Annotated in this window: 20 protein-coding genes; 2 read left to right on the forward strand and 18 right to left on the reverse strand. The window is 45.3% G+C overall.

The window, feature by feature from the left end:
- Positions 1-191 precede the first annotated feature (191 nt).
- Both B9N89_RS25765 and B9N89_RS25770 read left to right on the forward strand, forming a co-directional pair.
- Positions 192-743, forward strand: coding sequence for an ECF-type sigma factor (locus B9N89_RS25765; protein ID WP_132324317.1), 552 nt, complete (start codon positions 192-194; stop codon positions 741-743).
- Between the two features lie 30 nt (positions 744-773).
- A complete protein-coding gene (locus tag B9N89_RS25770; protein ID WP_132324315.1) occupies positions 774-3,830 on the forward strand; it encodes a serine/threonine-protein kinase in 3,057 nt (1,018 codons plus the stop codon).
- Here the strand turns inward: B9N89_RS25770 and B9N89_RS25775 are convergent.
- The 18 genes from B9N89_RS25775 to B9N89_RS25860 form a co-directional block, all read right to left on the reverse strand.
- The gene (locus B9N89_RS25775) at positions 3,827-4,456 is read right to left on the reverse strand and encodes a transposase (RefSeq protein WP_132324313.1); all 630 of its coding nucleotides are present in this window, start codon (positions 4,454-4,456) and stop codon (positions 3,827-3,829) included. The genes B9N89_RS25770 and B9N89_RS25775 overlap by 4 nt on opposite strands.
- Before the next feature lie 566 nt (positions 4,457-5,022).
- Positions 5,023-5,571, reverse strand: a complete 549-nt coding sequence (locus B9N89_RS25780) for a DUF4360 domain-containing protein (RefSeq protein ID WP_132324311.1) — start codon at positions 5,569-5,571, stop codon at positions 5,023-5,025.
- Positions 5,572-5,580: 9 nt separating this feature from the next.
- Positions 5,581-6,138 (reverse strand): DUF4360 domain-containing protein, encoded by a 558-nt coding sequence (locus B9N89_RS25785; RefSeq protein ID WP_132324309.1) that lies wholly within the window; start codon positions 6,136-6,138, stop codon positions 5,581-5,583.
- A gap of 46 nt (positions 6,139-6,184) precedes the next feature.
- The gene (locus B9N89_RS25790) at positions 6,185-6,766 is read right to left on the reverse strand and encodes a DUF4360 domain-containing protein (protein WP_159455640.1); all 582 of its coding nucleotides are present in this window, start codon (positions 6,764-6,766) and stop codon (positions 6,185-6,187) included.
- A 348-nt stretch (positions 6,767-7,114) separates the two neighbouring features.
- On the reverse strand, positions 7,115-8,107 hold the full coding sequence (locus B9N89_RS25795; protein ID WP_132324305.1) for a poly(ethylene terephthalate) hydrolase family protein: 993 nt from the start codon (positions 8,105-8,107) through the stop codon (positions 7,115-7,117).
- Between the two features lie 855 nt (positions 8,108-8,962).
- Positions 8,963-9,568 (reverse strand): DUF4360 domain-containing protein, encoded by a 606-nt coding sequence (locus B9N89_RS25800; protein ID WP_132324303.1) that lies wholly within the window; start codon positions 9,566-9,568, stop codon positions 8,963-8,965.
- A gap of 221 nt (positions 9,569-9,789) precedes the next feature.
- Positions 9,790-10,314 (reverse strand): hypothetical protein, encoded by a 525-nt coding sequence (locus tag B9N89_RS25805; protein WP_132324301.1) that lies wholly within the window; start codon positions 10,312-10,314, stop codon positions 9,790-9,792.
- On the reverse strand, positions 10,311-12,179 hold the full coding sequence (locus B9N89_RS25810; protein WP_132324299.1) for a hypothetical protein: 1,869 nt from the start codon (positions 12,177-12,179) through the stop codon (positions 10,311-10,313). Before B9N89_RS25810 ends, B9N89_RS25805 begins: the two co-directional genes overlap by 4 nt.
- Complete coding sequence (locus B9N89_RS25815; protein WP_132324297.1) at positions 12,169-12,954, reverse strand: hypothetical protein; 786 nt, start codon at positions 12,952-12,954, stop codon at positions 12,169-12,171. Before B9N89_RS25815 ends, B9N89_RS25810 begins: the two co-directional genes overlap by 11 nt.
- Entirely contained in the window at positions 12,951-14,945 is a 1,995-nt protein-coding gene (locus B9N89_RS25820; protein WP_132324295.1) for a hypothetical protein, read from the reverse strand. Before B9N89_RS25820 ends, B9N89_RS25815 begins: the two co-directional genes overlap by 4 nt.
- Positions 14,929-16,626, reverse strand: coding sequence for a hypothetical protein (locus B9N89_RS25825; protein ID WP_132324293.1), 1,698 nt, complete (start codon positions 16,624-16,626; stop codon positions 14,929-14,931). The genes B9N89_RS25820 and B9N89_RS25825 overlap by 17 nt, the downstream gene beginning before the upstream one ends.
- Positions 16,627-16,639: 13 nt before the next feature.
- Positions 16,640-17,278, reverse strand: coding sequence for an OmpA/MotB family protein (locus tag B9N89_RS25830; protein WP_132324291.1), 639 nt, complete (start codon positions 17,276-17,278; stop codon positions 16,640-16,642).
- Positions 17,279-17,281: 3 nt separating this feature from the next.
- Positions 17,282-17,980, reverse strand: coding sequence for a MotA/TolQ/ExbB proton channel family protein (locus B9N89_RS25835; RefSeq protein ID WP_132324289.1), 699 nt, complete (start codon positions 17,978-17,980; stop codon positions 17,282-17,284).
- A 12-nt stretch (positions 17,981-17,992) separates the two neighbouring features.
- Entirely contained in the window at positions 17,993-18,634 is a 642-nt protein-coding gene (locus tag B9N89_RS25840; protein WP_132324287.1) for a tetratricopeptide repeat protein, read from the reverse strand.
- Positions 18,631-19,536 (reverse strand): hypothetical protein, encoded by a 906-nt coding sequence (locus tag B9N89_RS25845; protein ID WP_132324285.1) that lies wholly within the window; start codon positions 19,534-19,536, stop codon positions 18,631-18,633. The genes B9N89_RS25840 and B9N89_RS25845 overlap by 4 nt, the downstream gene beginning before the upstream one ends.
- Positions 19,533-20,699 carry a hypothetical protein gene (locus tag B9N89_RS25850; RefSeq protein WP_132324283.1) on the reverse strand — a complete coding sequence of 389 codons (1,167 nt, stop codon included), beginning with the start codon at positions 20,697-20,699 and terminating at the stop codon, positions 19,533-19,535. The genes B9N89_RS25845 and B9N89_RS25850 overlap by 4 nt, the downstream gene beginning before the upstream one ends.
- Positions 20,684-21,295: a hypothetical protein gene (locus B9N89_RS25855; RefSeq protein ID WP_132324281.1), complete on the reverse strand. Its 612-nt coding sequence runs from the start codon at positions 21,293-21,295 to the stop codon at positions 20,684-20,686. Before B9N89_RS25855 ends, B9N89_RS25850 begins: the two co-directional genes overlap by 16 nt.
- Complete coding sequence (locus B9N89_RS25860; RefSeq protein ID WP_132324279.1) at positions 21,296-22,039, reverse strand: hypothetical protein; 744 nt, start codon at positions 22,037-22,039, stop codon at positions 21,296-21,298.
- Between the last annotated feature and the right edge of the window lie 82 nt (positions 22,040-22,121).

A 22,121-nucleotide genomic window follows, 5' to 3' on the forward strand; every position in this document is an offset into this window, starting at 1 on the left:
GCCATAATATCCTTGACTTGACTAACCTTAACTGATCGAACTATACGTGAAAGCTGAATAGCGCCAGCAAACGAGCTTAGGGTTTGTTCTAAGAGACTTCGAGTCGAGGAATAGCTAATCATCCACTAGTACATGCGCACAGCTAGTGCAAAAGCTATCAAAAAAAAAGAAAATTTGTCGGTGGAGAATCGATGATGCAAGATTTCACAGAGGTATTAAGTAGTTATAGCAGGGGCAATAAATCAGCGCTCGATAAGTTGGTACCCACTGTTTATAAAGAGTTGCGTAAAATAGCATATAAACACATGAAATCGGAGAGGCAGGAGCATACCCTTCAAGCGACTGCCCTCGTCAACGAAGCCTACATGAAGCTTGCTGACGCTGAACTCAACCTTGAAAACCGCAAGCACTTCTTCGCCCTTGCCTCAAATATCATGCGCAGAATTTTGGTGGACCATGCAAGATCTCGTAAAAGTGAGAAAAGAGGCGGCGGTCAAGGCTTGGTCGAATTGGAAGAGTGGCATGCTGAGAGCGTCGACAGTAATTTTGACATTGTTGAAATTGACAGTTTACTAAAGAAGCTTAGTGAGTTCGACGAGAGAGCCGGTAAAATTTTCGAGCTATCAGTTTTTGGTGGACTCAAACGACTAGAAATTGCCGAGCTAGAGGGCATTTCAGTGGCAACAGTTGATCGAGAACTTCGAACCTCCCGAGCGTGGATCACGTCGCGGCTCAAACATTAGAACCCAGATATTCCAGTATTAAGATTGACTATGAATAAAGAAGCCTGGCAGGAAATTAAGGATCATTTCAACCACGTGCTTGAGCTTCCCGCCTCCGAGCGGAGCGCTTATCTTAGCCTAAATTGCAGCAATGAATCGATTCGTAATGCGGTCTGGCAAATGCTTGACAGCGAAAACAGTGGTGAGTCGATCGAAGAGCGCGTCGCGCAAAACGCCCTGGAACTTGCTAGTCATCAAGAACATCACTCATTAACAGAAAACCAGTCTTTACTGGCGAGATTGGTGTCTAAAGAGGATATGGACCTCCTAGAGAAGCACGCGAAAGGCATCGGCGATTTTTCATCGTATCACTCGTCGGATGAGCAAAACTCTATTAGTATCGGGAGCAAAGTTGGTGTTTACCGGATTATCCGCCAACTCGGGTTCGGGGGTATGGGAGTTGTCTACCTTGCCAACCGTGATGATGACAACTTCGACCAGTATGTGGCGTTAAAGCTAGTACGGAGTTCTCCCGGTCAGAAGCAGATTATCCGCCGTTTTTTTGATGAGCGCAAAATCTTAGCTCAATTGTCGAGTCCATACATAGCCAAGTTACTAGATGGTGGTGTCACGCCGTCGAACCACCCTTACTTTACGATGGAATATATCGAAGGCTTGAGCATAGACGAGTACTGCAAGGCTAAAAAGCTTTCGGTTAAAGAAGTCGTTCGGCTTTTTATGAAGGTTTGCCAAGGTATCAGTACCGCCCATCGCAGTTTAATCATTCATCGCGACATCAAGCCATCTAATATTCTTGTCACTGCAGATGGTGAACCTAAAATTTTGGATTTCGGCATCGCCAAAATATTGGATAGCGCGGCTGATAACCACACAACAGCCGCCAGTGGTAAGCCAATGACATTAAAGTATGCAAGTCCAGAACAGGTTAGTGGTGCCGCGCTCACAACTGCAACAGATATCTATTCTTTAGGGGTGATGCTCTATGAATTGCTGACTGGGTTCAGTCCCTATCATGAGGCCCATAGCAAGTCTTCATTTGCGTTGGAAAAACAGATTTACGAACACTTCCCCAACATGCCAAGCCGACGGGTAAGACGCCTCGAGCAAAGCCAGCAAGCCCAGCAAGCCCAGCAAGCCCAGCAAAAGCGCAGAAAATTGTCACAATTATTGTTTATGCGAAAGCAATCTTTAGCGCGTCACTTAAAAGGAGATCTTGATAATATTGTGCTGATGGCTCTAAGAAAGGAACCCCATCGGCGCTATCAATCCGTGGATCACCTACACTCTGACTTGAGTCGATACTTAGAAAATCGAACCGTGCTCGCCCATAAAGATTCCCTTTGGTATCGCAGTCGAAAGTTTGCTGCCAGAAACAAGGTACTTTCACTAGCAACGATCGTGATGGTGTTTTTTCTAGCAGGCTTTTACCAGTACGATCGTCATCAACTGAAACAGGAAATTGCAAGGAATCGTCAGATCAGCGAATTTTTGGTGCAACTATTCTCCTTCACCGATCCTTACACCGATGAATTTGATCACTTGAAGCGCGAGCAGCATACCGCTGCTACGGGGATAACTGCAACACAGCTCCTAGAGAAAGGTGTAAAAAGCATCCAATCTGATCTCGCAGGTCAGACTGTTATACAAGCTTCATTGATGCATACCTTAGGTAGTATCTATGCTAAACTTGGACTTTATCAGGAATCTGCAAAGCTGATTAACGATTCACTAGGTATTCGCCTTAAGGTATTTTCTCGTAATAGCTTCGAGGTGGCTGAAAGTCTCAACTACTTGGGGTGGATCAAGCAAAAAACGGGACAGCTTCAAGATGCCGAGACCTTGCATCTTGAAGCATTAGAGATTCAGCAAAAACTTTCTTGGAAAGATAATCCTCCGATTGGCAGCAGCTATTTTTACTTAGGATTGTTGAAAATTGAAACCGGTGATTACCAAGTAGCCTTGGATTATTTAAACCAGTCCTTGCTTCACCTTCCTACTGAGGACGATGAAAAATTCCAAAGATACCTGAATATTTTAAAAGCCAAGGGCGTTGCCTCCGAGGCTCTTGATAAGTACGAAGGTGCTCTAAACTACTTCAAAAAGGCTCTTGCAGAATCAGTACAACATTTTGACCGGAATCACCCTATCGTTGCGGATCAGTGGAATAACATAGGCAGTGTTCTCTATCGCAAGGGTGAGTATGATCAGGCTATTCAGTACTTCGAAAAGGCCCTCGCCAGCGACTTGAAAAGGCTGGGCAAAGATCACCCTTCGGTGGCAAGTCGATGGAATAACTTGGCGAATGCTTGGGCTGAAAAAGGTGATAGTGGCAAAGCAATCGAGTATTTAGAAAAGGCTCTTGATAGTAGTATGAAAACTCTGGGTGCCAGTCATCCTAGAGTTGCAAACCATTGGAATAATTTAGGGAGTGCCTGGCATAATCAAGGTGAATTTGATCGCGCGCTTTATTACTACGAAAAGGCGCTGAGCAGCAATTTAAAAACATATGGCGAAGATCATCCAAATGTAGCTGTTGACTGGAATAACCTAGGCAGTGCTTGGTACGATAAAGGGGAATATGAAGAGGCGATCTTATGTTATAAAAACGCTCTGGCCATCAGTCGCAAAACACTAGGCAATGACCACTCCGATGTTGCCCAGCGATTGAATAACCTAGGAACGGTTTGGTATCAAAAAGGAGTCTATGATAAAGCGATCGAATTTTTTGCTCAGGCCATAAAAATTTATGTGAAAGCCATAGGTCCAGATCACCCTCGCCTACTTTCAAGTTGGCACAACCTTGGATCTGCATGGGCAAAAAAAGGTGACTGGGATAAGGCTATTGAGAACCATCAAAAAGCCCTTGCCCTATCCCAAAAGCAACTTGGTCAGAATCATAAGGTAACGGCTTTGGTTCAACGCTACTTAGGCAAGTCCTTCGAAGAGAAGCATCAGCTTGGAATTGCTCTAAATTACTATAAGGATACTTTCGGAATTCGGCTAAAAGTTCTAGGACCTGATCACGAATTAACAGAGCAGTCAAAAAAAGATGTTTTAAGATTAGAAGCTAAACTTTCGAGAAACTAAGTCATGATCATCGATGCTAATTTCTCGATGAACTCCATAGGGGAAAACATGACATGAGTCGCTCCACCATTGAAGCTTTTCAGTTCGTAGAGGGTATTGCCATTTTCATCTAGGCTTATACGCTCATGAGACACTGGGCCACGACCCAAGTAACGAAGAAGCTTTTCTAATCGATCTCTTTCATGGGCCTGGATTGACGTGGCAGCATGTACCGAGAATCCATTCATGGAGACACAACCATAAGAATGACTTTTAGGTATTTCCTCCTCAAATCCGAAGCTACTTCCTATTCTTCGCACCTTTAGACCAGCCCTTGCTCCCAAAGCAATCCGGCTAGAAACTGAAGCTCTCTTCAAGTGAGATAGCGCTTCATGCTCTTCATAGCTTCCATCACCGATATAAACCTCTTCACCGTCTTCTAATAAACGCCCCGTCTTCCGCAAATACTTGATCACTCGGCGAGAGACTCCCCGCACGACGCAGGCCAGCTCATCGTTCTCAACCCCTGGAACACGAGTGAAAATTAGGCTCCCATCTTCTCCTGTAGTGTAAAGACCATCCAAGACCAAAAGATGATAGTAAAGATTCAAATTGAGTGCTCCTCCCGCTCTCTGAAAAAACGACACTACCCCTGATAGTCCACATCTTCGTAGAGTTTAGCGGCGATGGACTGAGCAAAGTTCTCGCCATCAACTCTTCCGAACCTCAAACAAAATTTGGACTTGCAGGAGTGAGCAACAATACTACTGTCTTTGCCACAGTTAAGGCAGAGATATTACGAAAAACCAAATTCAGGATTGCTGCAACGAAGCACAGCTTCGACCTGCTTACTGTAGTGAGCTTTATCATAAGAAGGGACTGCCGATTTAAATTTCATCCAGCTATCCGAAAATATCTTAAGGAAATCGTTAACCATAGGGTCAGCCTTTTGAAAACGTCCTAAGTTATTATAAGAATCCCTGGAATATAGTGTATCTTGCTGTAATTATGTATCTACTAGACTATGGTTGAAATATTTCTGAAAATGCTACTTCTCGTATAAAGGACTTATTTCTGTTGGAGGCCTAATACGCAAAATGTGTCAAAATATCAGGATGAGAGGATTCTCCAAGCTTGCATAGGAAAAGCTTGATAAAAGTCCTCCCGTAAAATTACGGGAGTCCACAAAGACAGAACGACCTCAAACCAGAACCTAGCAGCGTCTTTTCTTAAAACGGACTTTGATTCCAGAGGACAGGGTATTCATTCGTGAGTAGCTTTTTTCGCCCTTGATAGCCATAGAAGTATTTAAGCGAATGATCATATCTTGCTGACCACAAGGAGACCATGGGCTATTCAAGCTGCGACCAAATTCAAAGCCGCTGCGGCTAGGTCCATAAACAGTCTCTTTTAAGACTGGTGCCATGGTACCACTGAAAAAGCTATCGAGATAAAGATCTAGATTCGATCCCTGGTTGACACTAGCAAATCCGATAAGGCGAATATCATCGAATTTTACTTGGAAGCCAGGCTCAACAGAAGCGTTGATAGCAATGTTACAGTTCTTTCGATCAAATCGCTCACCGGCTAGTGTTTGGGTTTCGAAGTCCAAAAATGATACCTTTAAAAACTCACCTTCTACAAACGATCGAGTGGTTTGCTCATTGCAGCCGCTGCCATTGATATTCAGATCTCCCAACTGTAGCTGACTATAAGCCGAGGCTGAGATAAGACTGATAATAAACGCGAACACAAATTTCATATCGACTTCCTAACATCCTTGATTTTCTAGTTTAAGATTGGCAATAATTTCCTTAACCCCAATTGCTGTTGTGTTTCGCTCAGAAAAAAGAATGGAATCTAGGTTGAGCAACAACTTATCCTGGCAGATCGCAGATTTGCTAGGAGCAAACTCTGAGGTAAATTTGAAGGGACCATTGTATGGTGCGTGGATCTCGTTCTGAAAGAAAAGACTTTGATTTAGATCAAAGAATGCCTTCTGTACCAATCCAGCCACAGCATCTTTCTTAGCGATAGATGCATCCCCTATGACACGAATTGAATTGATACTCAGCGTTTTTTGATCGGGGTTGATAATAGGTACTACTAAATTGCAAGTGTTTGCCTGATACATGCCTTCTGCTTTCACTGAGAAAGCATCAAGCTTGACTTTAACAGTAACTGTTTCGCTATGTTGGTCCAGCGACACCTCTGCGTTTTCAGATGTGCACCCCGTACCTCCGAAACGAATATCCTGCCCGAGCGACACCTGCGAAAACGCCTGGGATTGGTAGAACAACCCCAGGGCGATCAGACATTGAATTTTCATTTCCTATATCCTTCTCCCCCCAATGGGGGGAGCTATAATTACTAGATTAGATACATGAGCAAGACCAGGAGATGGCTTGGTTGTTGAACGTATTCACTTTCATGAATCCACGATTTCCTTCAAGGAATAGGATACTATCCGCGTTTAGGAAGAAACCAGGCTGGTAGACACCAAGGCGATTGGCGGTCACTTCGAAACCACCACGGAACGGACCTTCTTTTTGCCAGCTACCGCTTCTTGATGGATTGCCATTGACGTAGAACTTAGCGTCCATAGCTCCGAAAGTTTCTTTGTCTGCTAGTGATGCAAAACCTGTCCACACAGCTCTATCAACTCCAACTCTTCGACAAGGCGCCTTATCGATGGCAACACTGATGTTACAGGTATCGGAAGCATAGAAATCACCTTCTGATAGCTGAGTTTGGAAGGCAGGAAAGCTAACCTTCAACTGAATCTGTGGCAAGCCAGCAGGATTCTTAGTGGTAGACACTTCAAGATTTGACTTTAGGTTTTCGGGGCAAGACGAACCTGTGATGTAAACATCACTTAATTCCCAACCATCTTTTTTAATCGATGAGAATGCAGCTGTACTGGACATGGTAAGCAATACTAGTGCTAACTTTTTCATATTAGGGCTCCTTTGCATTAAAGTAAGTTCATTTAGAGAAATAACTCCCCTAAATTCACAAAGCAATGACCTGAAACCGAATGTGTTCTGCAACGCAAGACAGCGAAAAACTTAGCTTTTAACAATCCACTTGAAGTATTCTATGAAGCTATAAAATTCTTTCAAACTGCTTATACTCGATCGTTAATGGACTTAGAATTTTTCAATCTGCGGCTGTTCTGCGAATTGCATAGTTTACCTATGGGGGGAGGCATTTAGTGTTGGAAAATTAGGATCTTATAAAATCTTCTTCAAAAGACTTGAACAGACTTGGCAACACCCGATCCAATTGTTGCCAAGCCTGATCATTTAGGGAATCAGACTGATTTGATAATTGCCAACTCCAAAAACACCATCATCGATGTCTTGTTTATTGAAGTCACCAACCAGATAGGGTTCGTATAATACATTGTCGTTCATATGAAGGTGGTACCAAGACATTACATAGGTTGAAATTTCATCTTCAAACTCTCCTGGGTTTGGCATCGTATGGCCAAAGCCCTCGAAGTTTGCAAAGGCTTTATCAGTGTTGGCGAGGCTATCATAGCTACGCTTGATGGCTCCCGGCAAAGCAACCGTATCTTGTGTACCAGCTATATAAAGGGTTGCAGCCGTCATCACACCATTCTGAGGGCTAAATGCATTGAATGGCGCAGCAACTCGAACCTTATCACCCAGTTCATTAGCAGCGATGATCGTACCTGCTCCGCCCATGGAGAAACCCGATACACCCAATCGATCCATGTTTACCATCTTATAAATTGGCGACACCGGGTTGTCATTTTCAACTCCGAGCATATCTAACCCACCCTTGTGCCCCGTTGCCCAAACATTGGGATCGAGTGTTAGATTGTTCGTTGGAGTAAATGCAATCACGATGAAGCCGTGACTCGCCATTCTCTCAGCAAGCCAGTACATATCTTCCTTAGTATTTGTAAAGCCACCACTGGTTGTTGTTGCTGGAAATGGCCCCGGATGATCCAAGGTGGGAATTGGGTAGAAAACCCGTGCGGACTGATAGGAGTCAGACAGCAAACCATCATCATAGAAATCAAAGTCCAGGTCACCGTTGACCGATGGATCCATGAAGAATGGTTCCTGCTGTTCTGGCTCTTCGGAAAGGCTGTCCTCTTGCGGAGTCTCAATCAAATCATCTGAAACACTTTCTGGGTTCTGATCGCTTGAATCGGAGTCAGATAAGTCTTCCATTTCTTGGGTCTGCTCTCTCTGATTGTGGAAGCTAGAATCACTTCCGCAGCCTACAAGCAGACCAACCCAAAGCCAGAGATATATGTGTCTCATCGGTTTTGCCCTCATTTAACCTCGCCTAGTCACATAGGTGCAAAGAGTTCGCCACTGGAAGTCGAAAATTTCGTGATGTAATTTTAGGTACTTAGACAAAGCACCTGAGGCCCAAGGTGTCGGCTGATTAAGCTTCAAGATTTAAGACTTGGATATAAACCACTATATTTATTATATATTTTTACCGTTGATAGTGATCTCATGGAGTTCACGTTCTAAAATTTGTGATGATAGGCCCTCGCCTAGTCCCTGAGGCAAAGGAGGCTCAAGCTAGACTTGCCTAGAAGTCATGTCTTTAGCCTCCAGTCTTCCTTTCGAGATAGCTCCTAGCGTTATCAGGGATAGCTCGAAAACTGTTCGTCGAGCGAATGACTAGATATAGTTAGGTTTTTAGGAACGGTTCAAATCACAAACCAGTAAGGCCTTATTGAAGCTATTTGATAGAAGCCTACAACTAACGTTTATTAGTGTAAGAAGCAACACTAGAAAGACTTTCATCATCCAGCTCCATTTCTGCTCGCATTATTAAGGGAAGCAAAACCTATGATACTCCGTTACGCCTAAAAAATGTTCGTCACTGTACGATTGACGATCTCCTCGTATTTCTTAACCAAGCCTTGTCTCCTAGGTCTTGTTCCTCCTAAGATATGATTCGGTGAATCAGATTTATCGTCGCTATAATAGGTAGACTGATTTTGCTTGACGGTCTACAGAAAATCGCGGGTGGTGAGATATAGGCTGTCGAAGAAATGTATGAACTCCCGGTCAAAAAACCGAGACAGCGGAGAAACTAAGAAACGAAAAAACCCCTGAAGCGGGGTTTTTTCTAAGACTCATTGGCTTTCAATACATTTTTTAGGAACATCGCTTCCAGTTGAAGTTGAAGCTAACGAGGGATCCTCTAAGGTTATCTAGTCCAATCGCGCCATAGTTATGGCGATTGAGGCTTCGTACTTGCACAGACGAATTTACATTCAAAATCGCTTCTGATTTACAGGGAGCATAAATCAGAGCTTGTGCGGAGTCAGTTAGCCAGAAATTTCGATGCATAGGTCCTTCGAACTCAGTCCGAATAGTGGCCTGCTCTGCTTCGCCAGTGAAATAGTACGATGCTTGCTGCTTAGCTACTACGTTTCTCTCAAGATGAGCAAAGCCAGAGTAGGTCATCGATCCAATGGCATAAGTCCAACCTTGTGGAAACTCAAGTTTAAAACTAAGTTGACAATTTTTACGACTATCGCGCAGGGAAATACCCTCTCCAGCTTCTGCGTAGTAATCATCAAGTTGCATAAAGAAGCTTTGGAAGTTTCCATCCTGGAAATATAGGTCCGCAGAGCCTACAGGACATCCTGATCCGTTGTATGTAATGTCTTTAACACGCACATAATCGGGCTGTGCCAACGCACTGGTTGTAAAAGTAAGAGCTGCACTAGCGATCATAAGTAGTTTGCAAAGTTTCATTGTAATCTCCTTTTCATTCCTCTTGATTCGGGGCCGTCCTTGATCTGTTTCGATATTAACGCAGCACTCGAAATTTCAGCAATGCTTGGCAGAACGATGTGTTCTGTTTGTTCTGTTTCAAACAAGCACGACATTCACAAAGATTTTAGAAGATGTGATAAGGCTTTTGGTATTGTAGACTTAGAGAATCAAAGTCGTTCTTGAATTGCTGAATTAGCTTTCTAAGATGCTGCGACGAGACGAAAAATCATGGTGCTATTATAGAAATGGTCTCGATACTTCGAGGCTGAGTGTAGGTAGAAAGGACCAGTCAAAATCTTAGCTAAACAGCCATTCGTTACCAGGTAGCCATCTCGGTTCAATAGTATCGACCCTGAGACAACACCGCTCCGTGGATTATACTGGAAAGACCACTCAACTTGATCCTGTCCATAGCTATCGAGGCAAGACTGGATTTCTTCGTGTCGATCTTGGATCAAACTGTTCAGCTTTGCTGCCCAAGACAGAGGTGGGCGACGCTGATCGTTCAAAGGGCTTCGGTTCGCCGGCGGTCGACTGAAGTCTGCAAGCTGCGATCCTGATTTTTTAGGTGTATTGATCACTTTTGATTGACCACTATCCTTGGCTTCACAGGTTCTTAACAATAGTAATAGAATCATAACCAAGATAACGATTCCAAGACCCCAGCGACGCCGACGACGGCGTTTTCGTTTTTGCTCGTCTAGGTAGTCTTGAAGAGCTGTCATCGCTGCTCCTCATGCTTGACTGTTAACTGAAAAGCCTGACCTTTAACAATAACCTTTAGGTCCACGGGTCGGAATATATCGATAGCTTGAATTTTTGGAACTCTGAAAGGCCAAGGCCAGTCGTGACTCGGCTCTAGGCGAAGAGCTCCCAGAAAGATCTTCTCACCACTTGCTGCGCGCCTATCCGAGGCTGCCCCTGTTTCTCTAGCAAAGGGTGCTAATAGGCTGTCTAGAGCCCCTTTAACCTCCTCCACCTGCCTGGCTCCGGAACCCCTATTGCGCTTAAGCCCTTCCAATTGACTCCTCATGTCTTTGAGAACTGGAACCATCCCTCTGACAACCGGCAATGGCTCAGATTTTAGCTCTGTTACCAATTGCCTCATAAAACGAAGGGACGATCGTCGACGAAGCTTGAGAAGGCGCTGATTTTCAGAAAGAAATTGACGATGCTTTCCTTGAGATAAGTTTCGAAGGCGCTTGATTAAGCCCTTACTCTTGGAGCCAAGCCTAAGGTTATCCAGGTTCTTTGCCTGAAAGATAAATTTCTCTTGGTGAAAAGAAGCGCTCCAGATCAAAGATTCGATAAGCTGTTTGAAAGCACTTCGAGGCAGGTATGATTTCACAAATTCTAAAAGCCGACGATCAAACCTTTTTTCTAGCAGAATATACTTTATCCAGGCTAGGGAAAGTCTTCGATACTCCTGAGAAAATTCGCTCTCATCCCCTGAAGCCAAAGCCAATGCAAACAACTCTAGAGCTTCGCGAGCCTGCCCCTGTCGATAAACTTGAATTCCTCGTGGCCCAGCAAAAGCACCCACATCAGGAAACTGACCGTCCCTACCGAGAGCGAGCAAACGGTCACCGAGCTTGCTATCGATGAGTTCACGATCACGCTTGCCGGCAGAGCGAAAACCAATCATGGAATAAAGTTGCTTTGCAGCACCATCGCTCAATTCATAATCGATCCAGCGATCAAAAGTCTCTTCTTGAATTTCCTTATCGTCTTCGACTTGATGATAGATAGAGGCAATCCCAAGCCGATCTTGAGCTGGTAGTTCGTACCACTGTTCGGACGGCAGTTCGATTAGCTCAATGAACTTGCTATACCAAGCTTTTAGAATTTTAGGATCTGTCTTTGGGCCAAACGGGTCATCATCTTTTGAGAAAATAGCTTTGCCACCCTCTTCATTTTGTTTACTCCGTTCCCCCAAATATGCATTGATCAAAAGAATGCGATAGCTCAGATAATTACCTAGACTTGGATCAATATTCTCTTCTCTACTAGCACGAGACAACAGATCTCTAAGGGTAAGAGCAAGAACCTCATAGTTGTTGCCAACTCCAGCAACATGAAATATTCCAGGATACTGGCTAAATATCTTATCCACCGCTTGGCATGTTCCACGATGAATCCTAAGGCTCTCGATTTCCTCTGGTGCTAGGATGCTCGATAGGTGAATGGCACGACGTTGATAGCCACGGCTGAAGGTGTCTAGACTGCGGTCGGGTAGCTTGCGATCTCGTTGGCGTCGATTCGCATTGCGCACCATAAAATTATGCAGTACCACAGGCCATATCCCTCTACCTAAGGAATCATGAGGCATATTTTCAGGGCAGATATTAAGTCGATCGAGAGCCAGCCATGCTGCTGATTTTAGGCCTTCGATCCTTGGTTCATGGGGAAAGCTTTCTTGGATCGTGTTGTGAACGTACCATAGCTTCAGAACCTTTTCACTATCGTCTTCAAGGAGAGCGATATAGGCATTGTTATAGAGGTCCTGATACGGATTGGAAGCCCCGTCCCCCGTACTCAGGAAGAGAGTTTGTATGGCAACGATGAGACAAATACAAACTCTAAAAATCATATCCGACTCCTAGGTTGTATTCTAACCACTTGCTCAAAGAAGCCTCATCCTGATGCACATCAGTCATCATGAGAACGCTCGCCGTAACAACTATTGCCTGGCCTTCGAGAACCGGGTAGTAATGATCTAGAACAAGGCCAAGTCCGATGCTGTGTCGACTTCTTGAAGGTAGCATCGCTCCATGAGCTCTATCCAAGATGCCTTGGTACTCATCACCACCAATTTCAGGCTTGAACTGATTTTTCAATATATCTAAAGGGTTCTCATTGTTGGTTGCATCAAGATATTGGTGAAAATTAAGACGCAATAGCCCACTCACCACCATCTGGGCCTGGGGTATTAAGTTGAATAGCTGGCTGCCAATACCCTCATGAATCGGAGCCTTAAGACCAGTAACGATTTCAAATCGGGAGGCATGTCCTGGCTGCTTAAACGGTGTCTTGGCAAGCGAATCTGCTGATTCCGTTGTGGCAACCACAACCCTACGGACTCCAATCTGATAAGAAAATGTTTCACCAGGAACCTCAGCAAGAATAGTAACGTGCTCGGAATCATAGTTGTTCAACTCTGATATCTGACCATATTCTAACTTCAGAGAAAGGCTCGATTTTCTCCAACGATGTATTGAAGGGCGTATCGCAATACCGGTAGTTTTTCTTAGGATACTAGATACCGGCTTCTTCTGATCTTCAATCAGTTGACTCGCTTCATCACTGGCAGCTAAGACCTGCGAACTTGTCAAGATCATGAGACCAACTAGGATCATCTTATTCATAGTCCACCTCGGCTTGGATATGTAGGACGATGACAGGCGTTTTGATATTCCACATCCCAACTATTAGTAAAGTTATACTCGGTTTGATCATTGAATGCAGGCTGATCACAGAACCTAAGGCAGTGCTTCAGGGCATCGCCAACAGCAATCTCATCCATCAAAAAACGGGGATCGCCGACGGTCTCTGTACTAGAAAATCGATTCTGAATCGCTACGTAACTAACCACATTCTTGGGTCCTAGCCGAGCCGTTGTACTATATTCGAACTCTAGGAGAAACGGATAGGCGAGCTGCACACCAAGAACGTAACTTCGTTCTTCATCGCGAAGGTAATGTACAGGCGGTAAGCCAAATAACAAACCAGCGGCATACTCGCTTGGATCGTCTACCGTAGCATCCGCAAAGGCCAGTGCCTGAGACTCATCCTCCAGTGGACAGTAACTCAGAGCATGATCACTTCCGACAGTGATCACATCAAGAGGGTCAGCAAATCGGAACTCAAAAGAATCACTATCAAAAACTGAAAGCAAAGACCCCTGGCTTGCCGTGGGCACTGAGAATCGTATTCGCTTCACATCGATATCGTTTTTTTGATTGTCATCAAGTTCACGATAGTTTTCGTAAGATGGCAGGGCAGGTGCCACCCTAACTTCAAGGGGGCCTCTAACAAAATTAGGAGGTGATAGGAAACACGAGCCCAATGTCGTGCCGTCAGAATTAAGAGTCGGGCACCAAACTCCTTGTGCTAAAAATTCCAGAGCGCTGGCTGCTTTTGGATAGCTGTCGTATACGAAAATCCCCTTCAATCCAAGGGCTGCATCAGCCAAAAGGGTGATCAATGCGTTTTCTAGTTCGGCTTGAATATCAGCCGCATCCTCAGCCATCGTATGGTGGAGGACAATCATCAAGGACACCTCTTGGCTACTTTGCGAGCGAGCGTCTAAAATCCTACTTTCTAGGTAGTCTGCAACTGTAACCCGATTGAACCCCTCGTCATCAATGCAAACATCTGCGGCTGATCTATCAAAAAGCATTCTTTTAGTTTGAAAATCGAGATAGTCGCTATCATAGTTACCATCAAGACATGCTGCCAATAGAACCTTAACAGAATTAGATTCTTCAAACCGAAGACTTAGATTTTCCATAACCGCAGTAAACTCTGGATTCTTTCTAGCTATGGCATTGCGGGTTCGGCTACCACTTCCAGTAGGGACTGTCGCCTCACTACAGACCCAGGGATTTTCATCATACGATTCACCAAGCTGGGATAGGTACCAGTAAGGATCTCCGTTCGAGGATTCTCCAAGCTCTGAAGTGAAGCTATCGAAGCTCGTGCAGTCTATAAGCTGGCCATACAAGGTTGGGTTTTCAATATTAACAACCAGACTTGATGAACCAACGTAGCCACCAGCCGTCGTAAATGAACGCCTTAGACCATAGTTGATCACTTGGTTCTGGTTCATACCCGGAAAGTTATGCCAACCTCGCCACTGCACATAGCGATTTGACTCATCAAAAACCCCATAAATTTGATAGCTATCGTTGGTATCGGGGTAAACGCGATCCATCGCCAAGGGAGTCGAGCTGTATTGCTCTGCTAGCTCTCCGTCCTGGTGATACAAATACCGCAGATCGATCCGCTGGGGGATGCCTGACTCGATTCGTATACTAAGTGATTGACACCAAACATTATCTCCACATATCGCAGATTCATGCTGATGAACATTGCTGATAAGAGCTGTATCCTGCCAAGCTGAGGAATCTGCGAATGGACTTAGATTGATATCGACTCTTGCATCAGGGCTAATCCCGTGACTATTCTCTATGGTATAGAAAACAAATAGAGTTTGCTCGCTAGCGAACCAAAAGGTTTGAAAATCACTTAGTACTACATCTTGTTTGATGAGAGGAACCTTCTCCAAACAAGACCAGTGCAAGCAAGCAGCTAGGAGCACACTTAAACAATGAAGATTCTTAAAGAATCGTATCAAGATTCACATCTCCTCGCTTAGCCAACTTCAAGAGAGCTTGCCCTAGATCACGTGTCTGACCTGAAAACGTCATTTCCTGAAAGACCGGGCTTCGCAATGCTTTGCCATAGGACTCAGGAACGATTTCTAATAGTCGTTCTTGTCTCGTTAGATCAAGTTCGCTGGCGAACCATGGGGCAAGGCGTTTGGCATCACACTCCAGACACAGTGCCTTCACCTGCTGATCATCCAGCTTATCCAACATCTCAGGGTAGAAGATACCTGCTGCCCAATTTGGCAAGCGATTACCGTTCATGGCACGAGCGTCCTGCCAGAGGCGGTCGCGGTTATCCTGAGACATCTTAGCCATCATCTGAGAGAGGGGTTCCACGATTGTAAGACGAACTCCGAAGTCAACTTGGTGAGCCCGAGGTGCTAACTGTACAGCCTCACCAGCCATAGCTGATCGGATCACCTGCTCAGCATCACCGAGATCTTGCTCCGAAAACAATGGACTGCGAAGATAGCGTAAGGCGATACCATATGTCTGATTTTCCCCTAGATAAGCACTCGCCTCTCGTTGCAGCTCATCAGGGGCTAGTACTAGAATCGTGGCAGCTGCATCGGCTGGGAGGCTCTGACAAATGTCAGCTAGGCCTTTGCCATGCGACCCTTGAAAGAAGTCATGAAATAGCTCCGTTCGATCGTCTAGCTGCGCGCTTAGTGTGCCCACCTGATTTTCAAGCTCTTTTACATGTGATTCAAGCTGTACAGAATCATAGGTGAATTCTCGCTTCATATAATTTTGAAAGGCAATCTTAGCTTGGATAAGATCGAGGTCATCTGGCAGAATTGCGAGATCTGTCTTGGCCAGCACATGACTCGTGTAAGCCAATGCCTCGAAGTTTCTCTCTTCTAGCCAATGACGCCCAATGTTTTGCAATCGTTTTGGGTCTTCACTAAAATAGCTGCGCAACCCTGAGATTCGCTCATCCAATGAAACCTGTTCTTCAGGTTTCTCTTCGGACTTACCTGAATCACTCTCGATCTCCTTCTTGAGCTGCATATATCGCAACTTGTCCTCTAGGCTATCTTTTCCTAAACGTCTAAAGGCCCAGATCAGAATCAAAATAGTAACTAGCCCAAGCAATGCCAAGACCCCAGTGTCGAAGTGTTTTTCAATAAACTTCTCTAGGATTGTCTGGCTTTGGCTAGGTAGATCTTCAGCTGCAAAGCGTGGTGCATCTGGTAAAGGAATTGCCTTCATAGAAACTTTAAGAATACCTTTGGATAGTTTCGCTGCTAGACGCCTATCCAAATTCGCGACATCATCCTTGCTCAAGCTTGTTTCATAGGCATACTCACAACGAGCTCGGCTCAAAAAGTATTGAGGCTCATTGCCCTTAACTTGATCTCTAGTACCTGTAGACAAGCCGGGAAGACTGCGATTAGCTTGCATGGTGACCACTTCATGGCGCTGATAAACACAACCTCTGTAAACACAGGTTTCTTGTGGACACTCCTGTCGCAAAAGATTCTGAAAGGCAAGATCAAGCTCGCGGACTTGCATCAGCATCTCTGCGGGGATTTTTTCTTTAGGCCGGTTCGCTGTCTGACCAAAAATCGGTGCTCCCCAGACTACTGCCAGAACGAGCACGAGCCACCACTGCACTCCGACCAGCTTAAAACTTCTCTTCACCATGATTGTTGACCCCTTAATAAATGCGAATCATCACGCGACGCTGACGATCTTTTAGTTCTTTTTCCGATAGGCTGTCCCCATTAAGTCCTTGTAAAGGACGGGTATCAGCATAGCCTTCGACATGAAGCTTAGTTCTTGGTATTCCGACTACTTCAAGGTGCTCACGAACCACGTGGGCTCTAGCACTGCCTAGCTCCCAGTTGCTTCGATAGCGACTCCCAGCCTTTATAGGTGTGGAGTCGGTATGACCTTCGACGGCAAAATCATATTTACCTGAATAGGGCAAAACTTGAGCCATCACATCGCCAAGGATAGCCTTGAAGCGATCGTCGATCTCAGCAGAGCCCGAAGGAAACACAATCCCTGAATTAAGGGCAATAATCACACCACGATCGGTTAGGTTCGCAGAGACAATCTCCTGATAACCCTGCGCTTCGATATGAGACTCAAGGTCACCTTGAAGCTCCTTCAAGCTATAGGTAGCAGACTGCCCAGCAAGGGCCTCCTGAATCTGCTGCATCTTGACTCGGCTCATTTCCATCGCGGAAAAAAGGGCTACAAAGAAAATCAGGAGATTAGTAATCAAATCTGCATAGGATAGGAGCCACGACTCGTCGCTCGATTTTTTTCTCGATAATTCAAAATCTTCCATTGTCTAGCCCATCTTAACCAGTTGCTTTACCGTCTTGTGACAGCGTTTTAAAACTTGGATGCGTTGGTTCATCAAGGTCGAAAGAAAGCTACCGATCGGTCCTGCAACCCCAGACCCAAGAACCAAGCCGTATAAAGTTGAAAGAAGTGCGAGGGAAAGACTAGCTCCAATATTAGAGTCCCCCGTACCAAAATCTTTGAATAGCAGGATCATACCAGTAAGCGTTCCCACCATACCAAATGCTGGCCCCAGCTTTGCTAACTGCTCCCAATTGGCAACCACAGGCTCCCAACGATCCACACAGCGATGGCCTAATGCAGTGAAGCGATTATCTAAGACAGCATCGTCAGCTCGGCTCATGATGTAATCCATCATCAAACGAATTTCTTCGTACTTACTTGCTTCGGCTAAATTCGCCGCTTCTATTTTTTTCCCTTGAACCCAAAGGTCTTCTAGTTTGACTCGTTCCGCTTCAATGCGATCAGACTCTTCAGAGTACCGAGCGAAAAATGGCAGGATTTCACGTAAAGAAACGAGTGTACCGATGAAGTCTTTAGGTCGAGAACTGAGAACAAGAGCACCAAGCATACCGACACAAATGACGGTGAGAGCCACGGGATCAAAGAATCCCATTGATTGGTCACGCTCAGTAAAACCGATAATGATCACTAAAAGCGCTGATACGATACCTATGATTTGCATGACTGGGCCTTCCTATTCGAGTTCTTCTAGTTCATTAAGTTTGCGACTCACCGCTGGATCGTCTTCTACTTCAAGAGCTTTGCTATAGGCTTCAATTGCCTTGGTGCGCTCGCCCACGAGTAAGTACAGCGAACCTTGGGCTTTCAGAAACTCAGGATGAGATGGATACCTTGCAAGTACAGAGTCGGCGATGAGCAATCCCTTGCCGTAGTTCTGGGTTTGAGTCTCACGATCCATCATGATTCGCGCTCGGCTCAAACTAATGGCAGGAGCCTTCTTATTTTCGACTAAGCCTCTAGCTAGATAGGCATGGTGCATCTGAAGATGGACCGTATCCGACTTTGTTGGTGCGGGGATAATCGTCCGTGGACCTTTTTTTTGACTATCCGATCGCTTGCTATCATGATCAACGATGACTCGACCAGCAACGGATAGTGGAATATCTACTTCGGTATACGTCTTTCCATTATTCCACTTCATTGTGATGGTTTGATCACTAGCTTGGGCTCTAGGCTCCAGTTTTGGCGTTGTTGCACTATTCTGAAACGACTCATCAACTTCCACTTCTGGCTCGATAAGATAGTGTGTGTAGGGCTTTGTCGAACAGGCGCCCAAAGTTCCCCCCAATGCTAGAAAAAGAAAACGCTTTATCACCACGATACTCCTATTGAAACAGTTCCCTCAGTATCCACAGTGACCATACCAGAAAGGCCTCCCCAGTTACCAGGAAACGGATGCTTTGCAATTGCTTGAACGACTAAGGACGAGCCTGATGAACTTTCTCCAGACTCAGAAGCTAGAGCTTCTGGAATTTTTACCAGCAACTTAGCGCCAACGATAGGTGCGTTATCCAGATCCAAGACTTTATAGTAGGCTGCACCAATCGCTAGTGTGGGGTTGATCACCGAGATTGTTAAGCCACTCAGTTGATCGTTATTTTCACCCCATTGATTCAAGAAGTTATAGCTCAGATTGAAGTTAGGGTAGAGCCCCATCTCCCAAGTATGATGGTAGATCGCATCTTGGCGCCCATAGCGCTCCTTCATTCGTGACTTCGTGAAGTTCCGAATACTTCGACTATTCCAGTCTAGGTCTTCTTGAATGGTATCACTATAGATCACCCGACCCGTTTTCAAAGAGACCAGTCGATAGGAAAGCGAGCCATCGGCATAAGCTACCCACAGCGCCGATCTTGGCTGGAGTTCCTTACCTTCATAAATATTACGGACATCATCTAGACTGATAAATCCGTATCGATAATACAGACCTTTTCCAGGCCTCACCTCAGGCCGCAAACACTCTTGGCAATCCATGAGTTGGCGACCAAATATTTTCGAAGCCGTGCTATAAGTCTGATTGCTTAAGGCATCTGACGCCCGATCCTGACCGTCCATCACCGATACTAGAACGACTGGCGCGACATCTATATCACGGATCAAACCGTCGTCGCGATGCTCTTCCATACGATACTGCCAGTCTTGAAGGAGTCGTCGCACGTTCGATTGAGCCAGTGCCTGAGAGCCTAATAATGCTCCTATAAGTAGCATCCATCTCATAAACTCACCCCCATTTCTACGCCGTAGAGGTGGTAATCGCTCCCAAACAGGGTATCGTCTCTAAGGTGGAGCATCCGTCCCACAAAAACTCCAATTCTTGTCATTCGTGCTAGCTGAACCTCAACACCTAACGTGAGCACCGTCGAATCAAAGCGATCTTCAGTATCCTCATCTGTAATTGCAGCAATCAGGTCTCCGCCACTTTGCTTACCTGATGAAGTGAACACGCGCCCTGCATTGCCTGAAATTTGAAAATACTCAAAGCCTACGAAACCAAAAATCTCTGGCTGAATAAGATTGCTATACTTCGGCAGGAGACGGGTTGCGTAGCGACTAGAGATCTGAGTTCCATTAAATTCATTGGGTATTGACGTGGTACCCAACGAAAAATTCATATACCAATCTCGTTGCTCTGAAGGAAACACATCAACTCCTAGCAGAACCCAAGGCATAGGCGTGATCGTGACGTTGCTGTCCGAAAAGTTAAACATTGAGATTTTCGTTCCAAGGGACAAGCGCGCACGTCCTTGCCGACGCAAGATTTGCTCGTACTCCTCGCGAGCCTCCTTGACGCTAACCAAGCTATCTGGTTTTCGAAGTGATGGTGGGGAGCCGCTATCGGTAGCAATCGTCTCAGCTTGAACAACCCGACGCTGCTCATCTAGCGATACCAACCGGCTTCTCAAAACAAGAAGGGAGCGTTCGATGCTCAAATCCACGTAAAGAGCATAACGGGCATTCACTCCCTTACCGGAAACTTTTGGGATATCGGCACCCTTGCCAATTATAGTTCCCTCGGGAGAGGAGTATGCTGTAGTTACTGAACACAATGGACAGTGAACTGGCACGATATTACTTTTTTCGTGTTGAATTAGAAGCCTAAACAGATGGTTTTCGAGAAATGCATTTAGATTGCTGTTTAGGCCAAGAGGACCTTCAATATTCATCACCATCACATCAGACTTCTGAGCCAAAGGTGGATTCTTAGTCCAACGGTAGACTAACTCATCGAGCAAGTCGGCACCCAGCAAATGGAGCTTCATCGCCACAGTACCTCGGGCCCGATTTGCTTTCTCCATAGGCGCCTGGGCCGAAGCGGTAGAAGAAATGATAATACTTAGCGCTACAGTCAACTTTAGCAGCCATCTTAGAACTGAATCCACTTTGCCTCCACACATAGACTCGCTTGCAAGCGCTGATCGAGATTATCCAACTTGATTGCAAACAACCTGACTTCATTCTTTTCTTTTAAAGTTCCTTGACGACACATCTTCTTGATATCTGCGAGTCGTTGCTTGCCTACAAAAAGCAAGGGTTGAGGTTCATGCTCCAAAACTCGAAATTTTCTATGGGCCAATTCGCTCTTAATTGCCGAAGATACTTTCCTACTTAAGGGCACAGATCCCAAGTAACTATGGACAACGATCGATTGAGAGGCACGGAGGGATTGTCTTTCTAGTTCATCCACAATCCTCGTAACTTCACTTGTTAAGCGATCCTGAATTTGACGATCCACTCCTGCATTTTGTGGCCCGAGAATGATAGGTTTGCGGCAGTGGATCAGAACATCGTCGGTATCATATTCCGACTCACTATCACCACCATAGGCTGATCCCGCGTTCAGCTTGCGTCCATCTAGAACGCTCGACTCGCAATCAAGCCACTGTGTTTCATCAGAACTTCGCGACTCACGAAAGGACTGCGTTGTGGGATAGCTCATAAAAAAGGCTAGTATTATGGCTCCGGCTAGGTACATCATCTAGGGACTTTCCTCCGAGCCTTTTTCCCACTTCCCTTGTCGAGCCGCTGTGTAGGCTAGTTGACTGACAAAGGTATCGAAGTGCTGGGTATTTGCTTTTTTATAGTCTGCGGTGTTTTTTGCATCAGCCAACCAATTGGCTGTTTCTGAGTAAAGGTAGATACACCAGCTTCTGGTTTCCACCCAATGAGACTTGAAAGTTCTCTGATCGACGATTCTATCATTGAGGCTGACCGTGATTTCCGCTTCGTACCACCGCTGCTTGTCGTAGGGGTAACAGCCATAGGAAGCTACGTTCAACAGCCACCCTAAATTTGAAGCTTCGTACCATTTCAATTCTGAAACGGCCCGTAGTTCTACTAAATCAGCTAAGGGTTGATTCGGCTTCACCCCGCCGTTGTCAAGGTCTTCAGCAAATAAAACCCGCGCTCCCTGATCTTCCAGGAGTGTGGACAAATGGTCACACATCGGTTCATCAGGTGACACCTGACGATTTTCTCGCTTCAAGCAAGATAGAAGAAATGACTGTCCAGCCAGTCGTCCTTCTTTTGGTATAAAGTGATCTAAAGCACTGTCATACGTGGATGGGTAATAGCGATGCGTGGTGCATGCTGCCCAGAATGAGGCGATCACAACAAGGTTCAGAGTTCGGATCATCGCTGCTACAAGTCTCCAGTTTTCAAATTCATCACCCGAGAGTTTGCAAGGGTGATACCAAATGATGCGGTAGCTGATATCCCACACTTAAATTAGCGATGCAAGGCAGGAATCCCACTTGAGCCCCCTAATTTTGATGAGATGTTTAACCTTTATTCACCAAGAGAGT

Origin of the sequence: Pseudobacteriovorax antillogorgiicola (assembly GCF_900177345.1) — a bacterium.
GTDB lineage: Bacteria > Bdellovibrionota_B > Oligoflexia > Oligoflexales > Oligoflexaceae > Pseudobacteriovorax > Pseudobacteriovorax antillogorgiicola.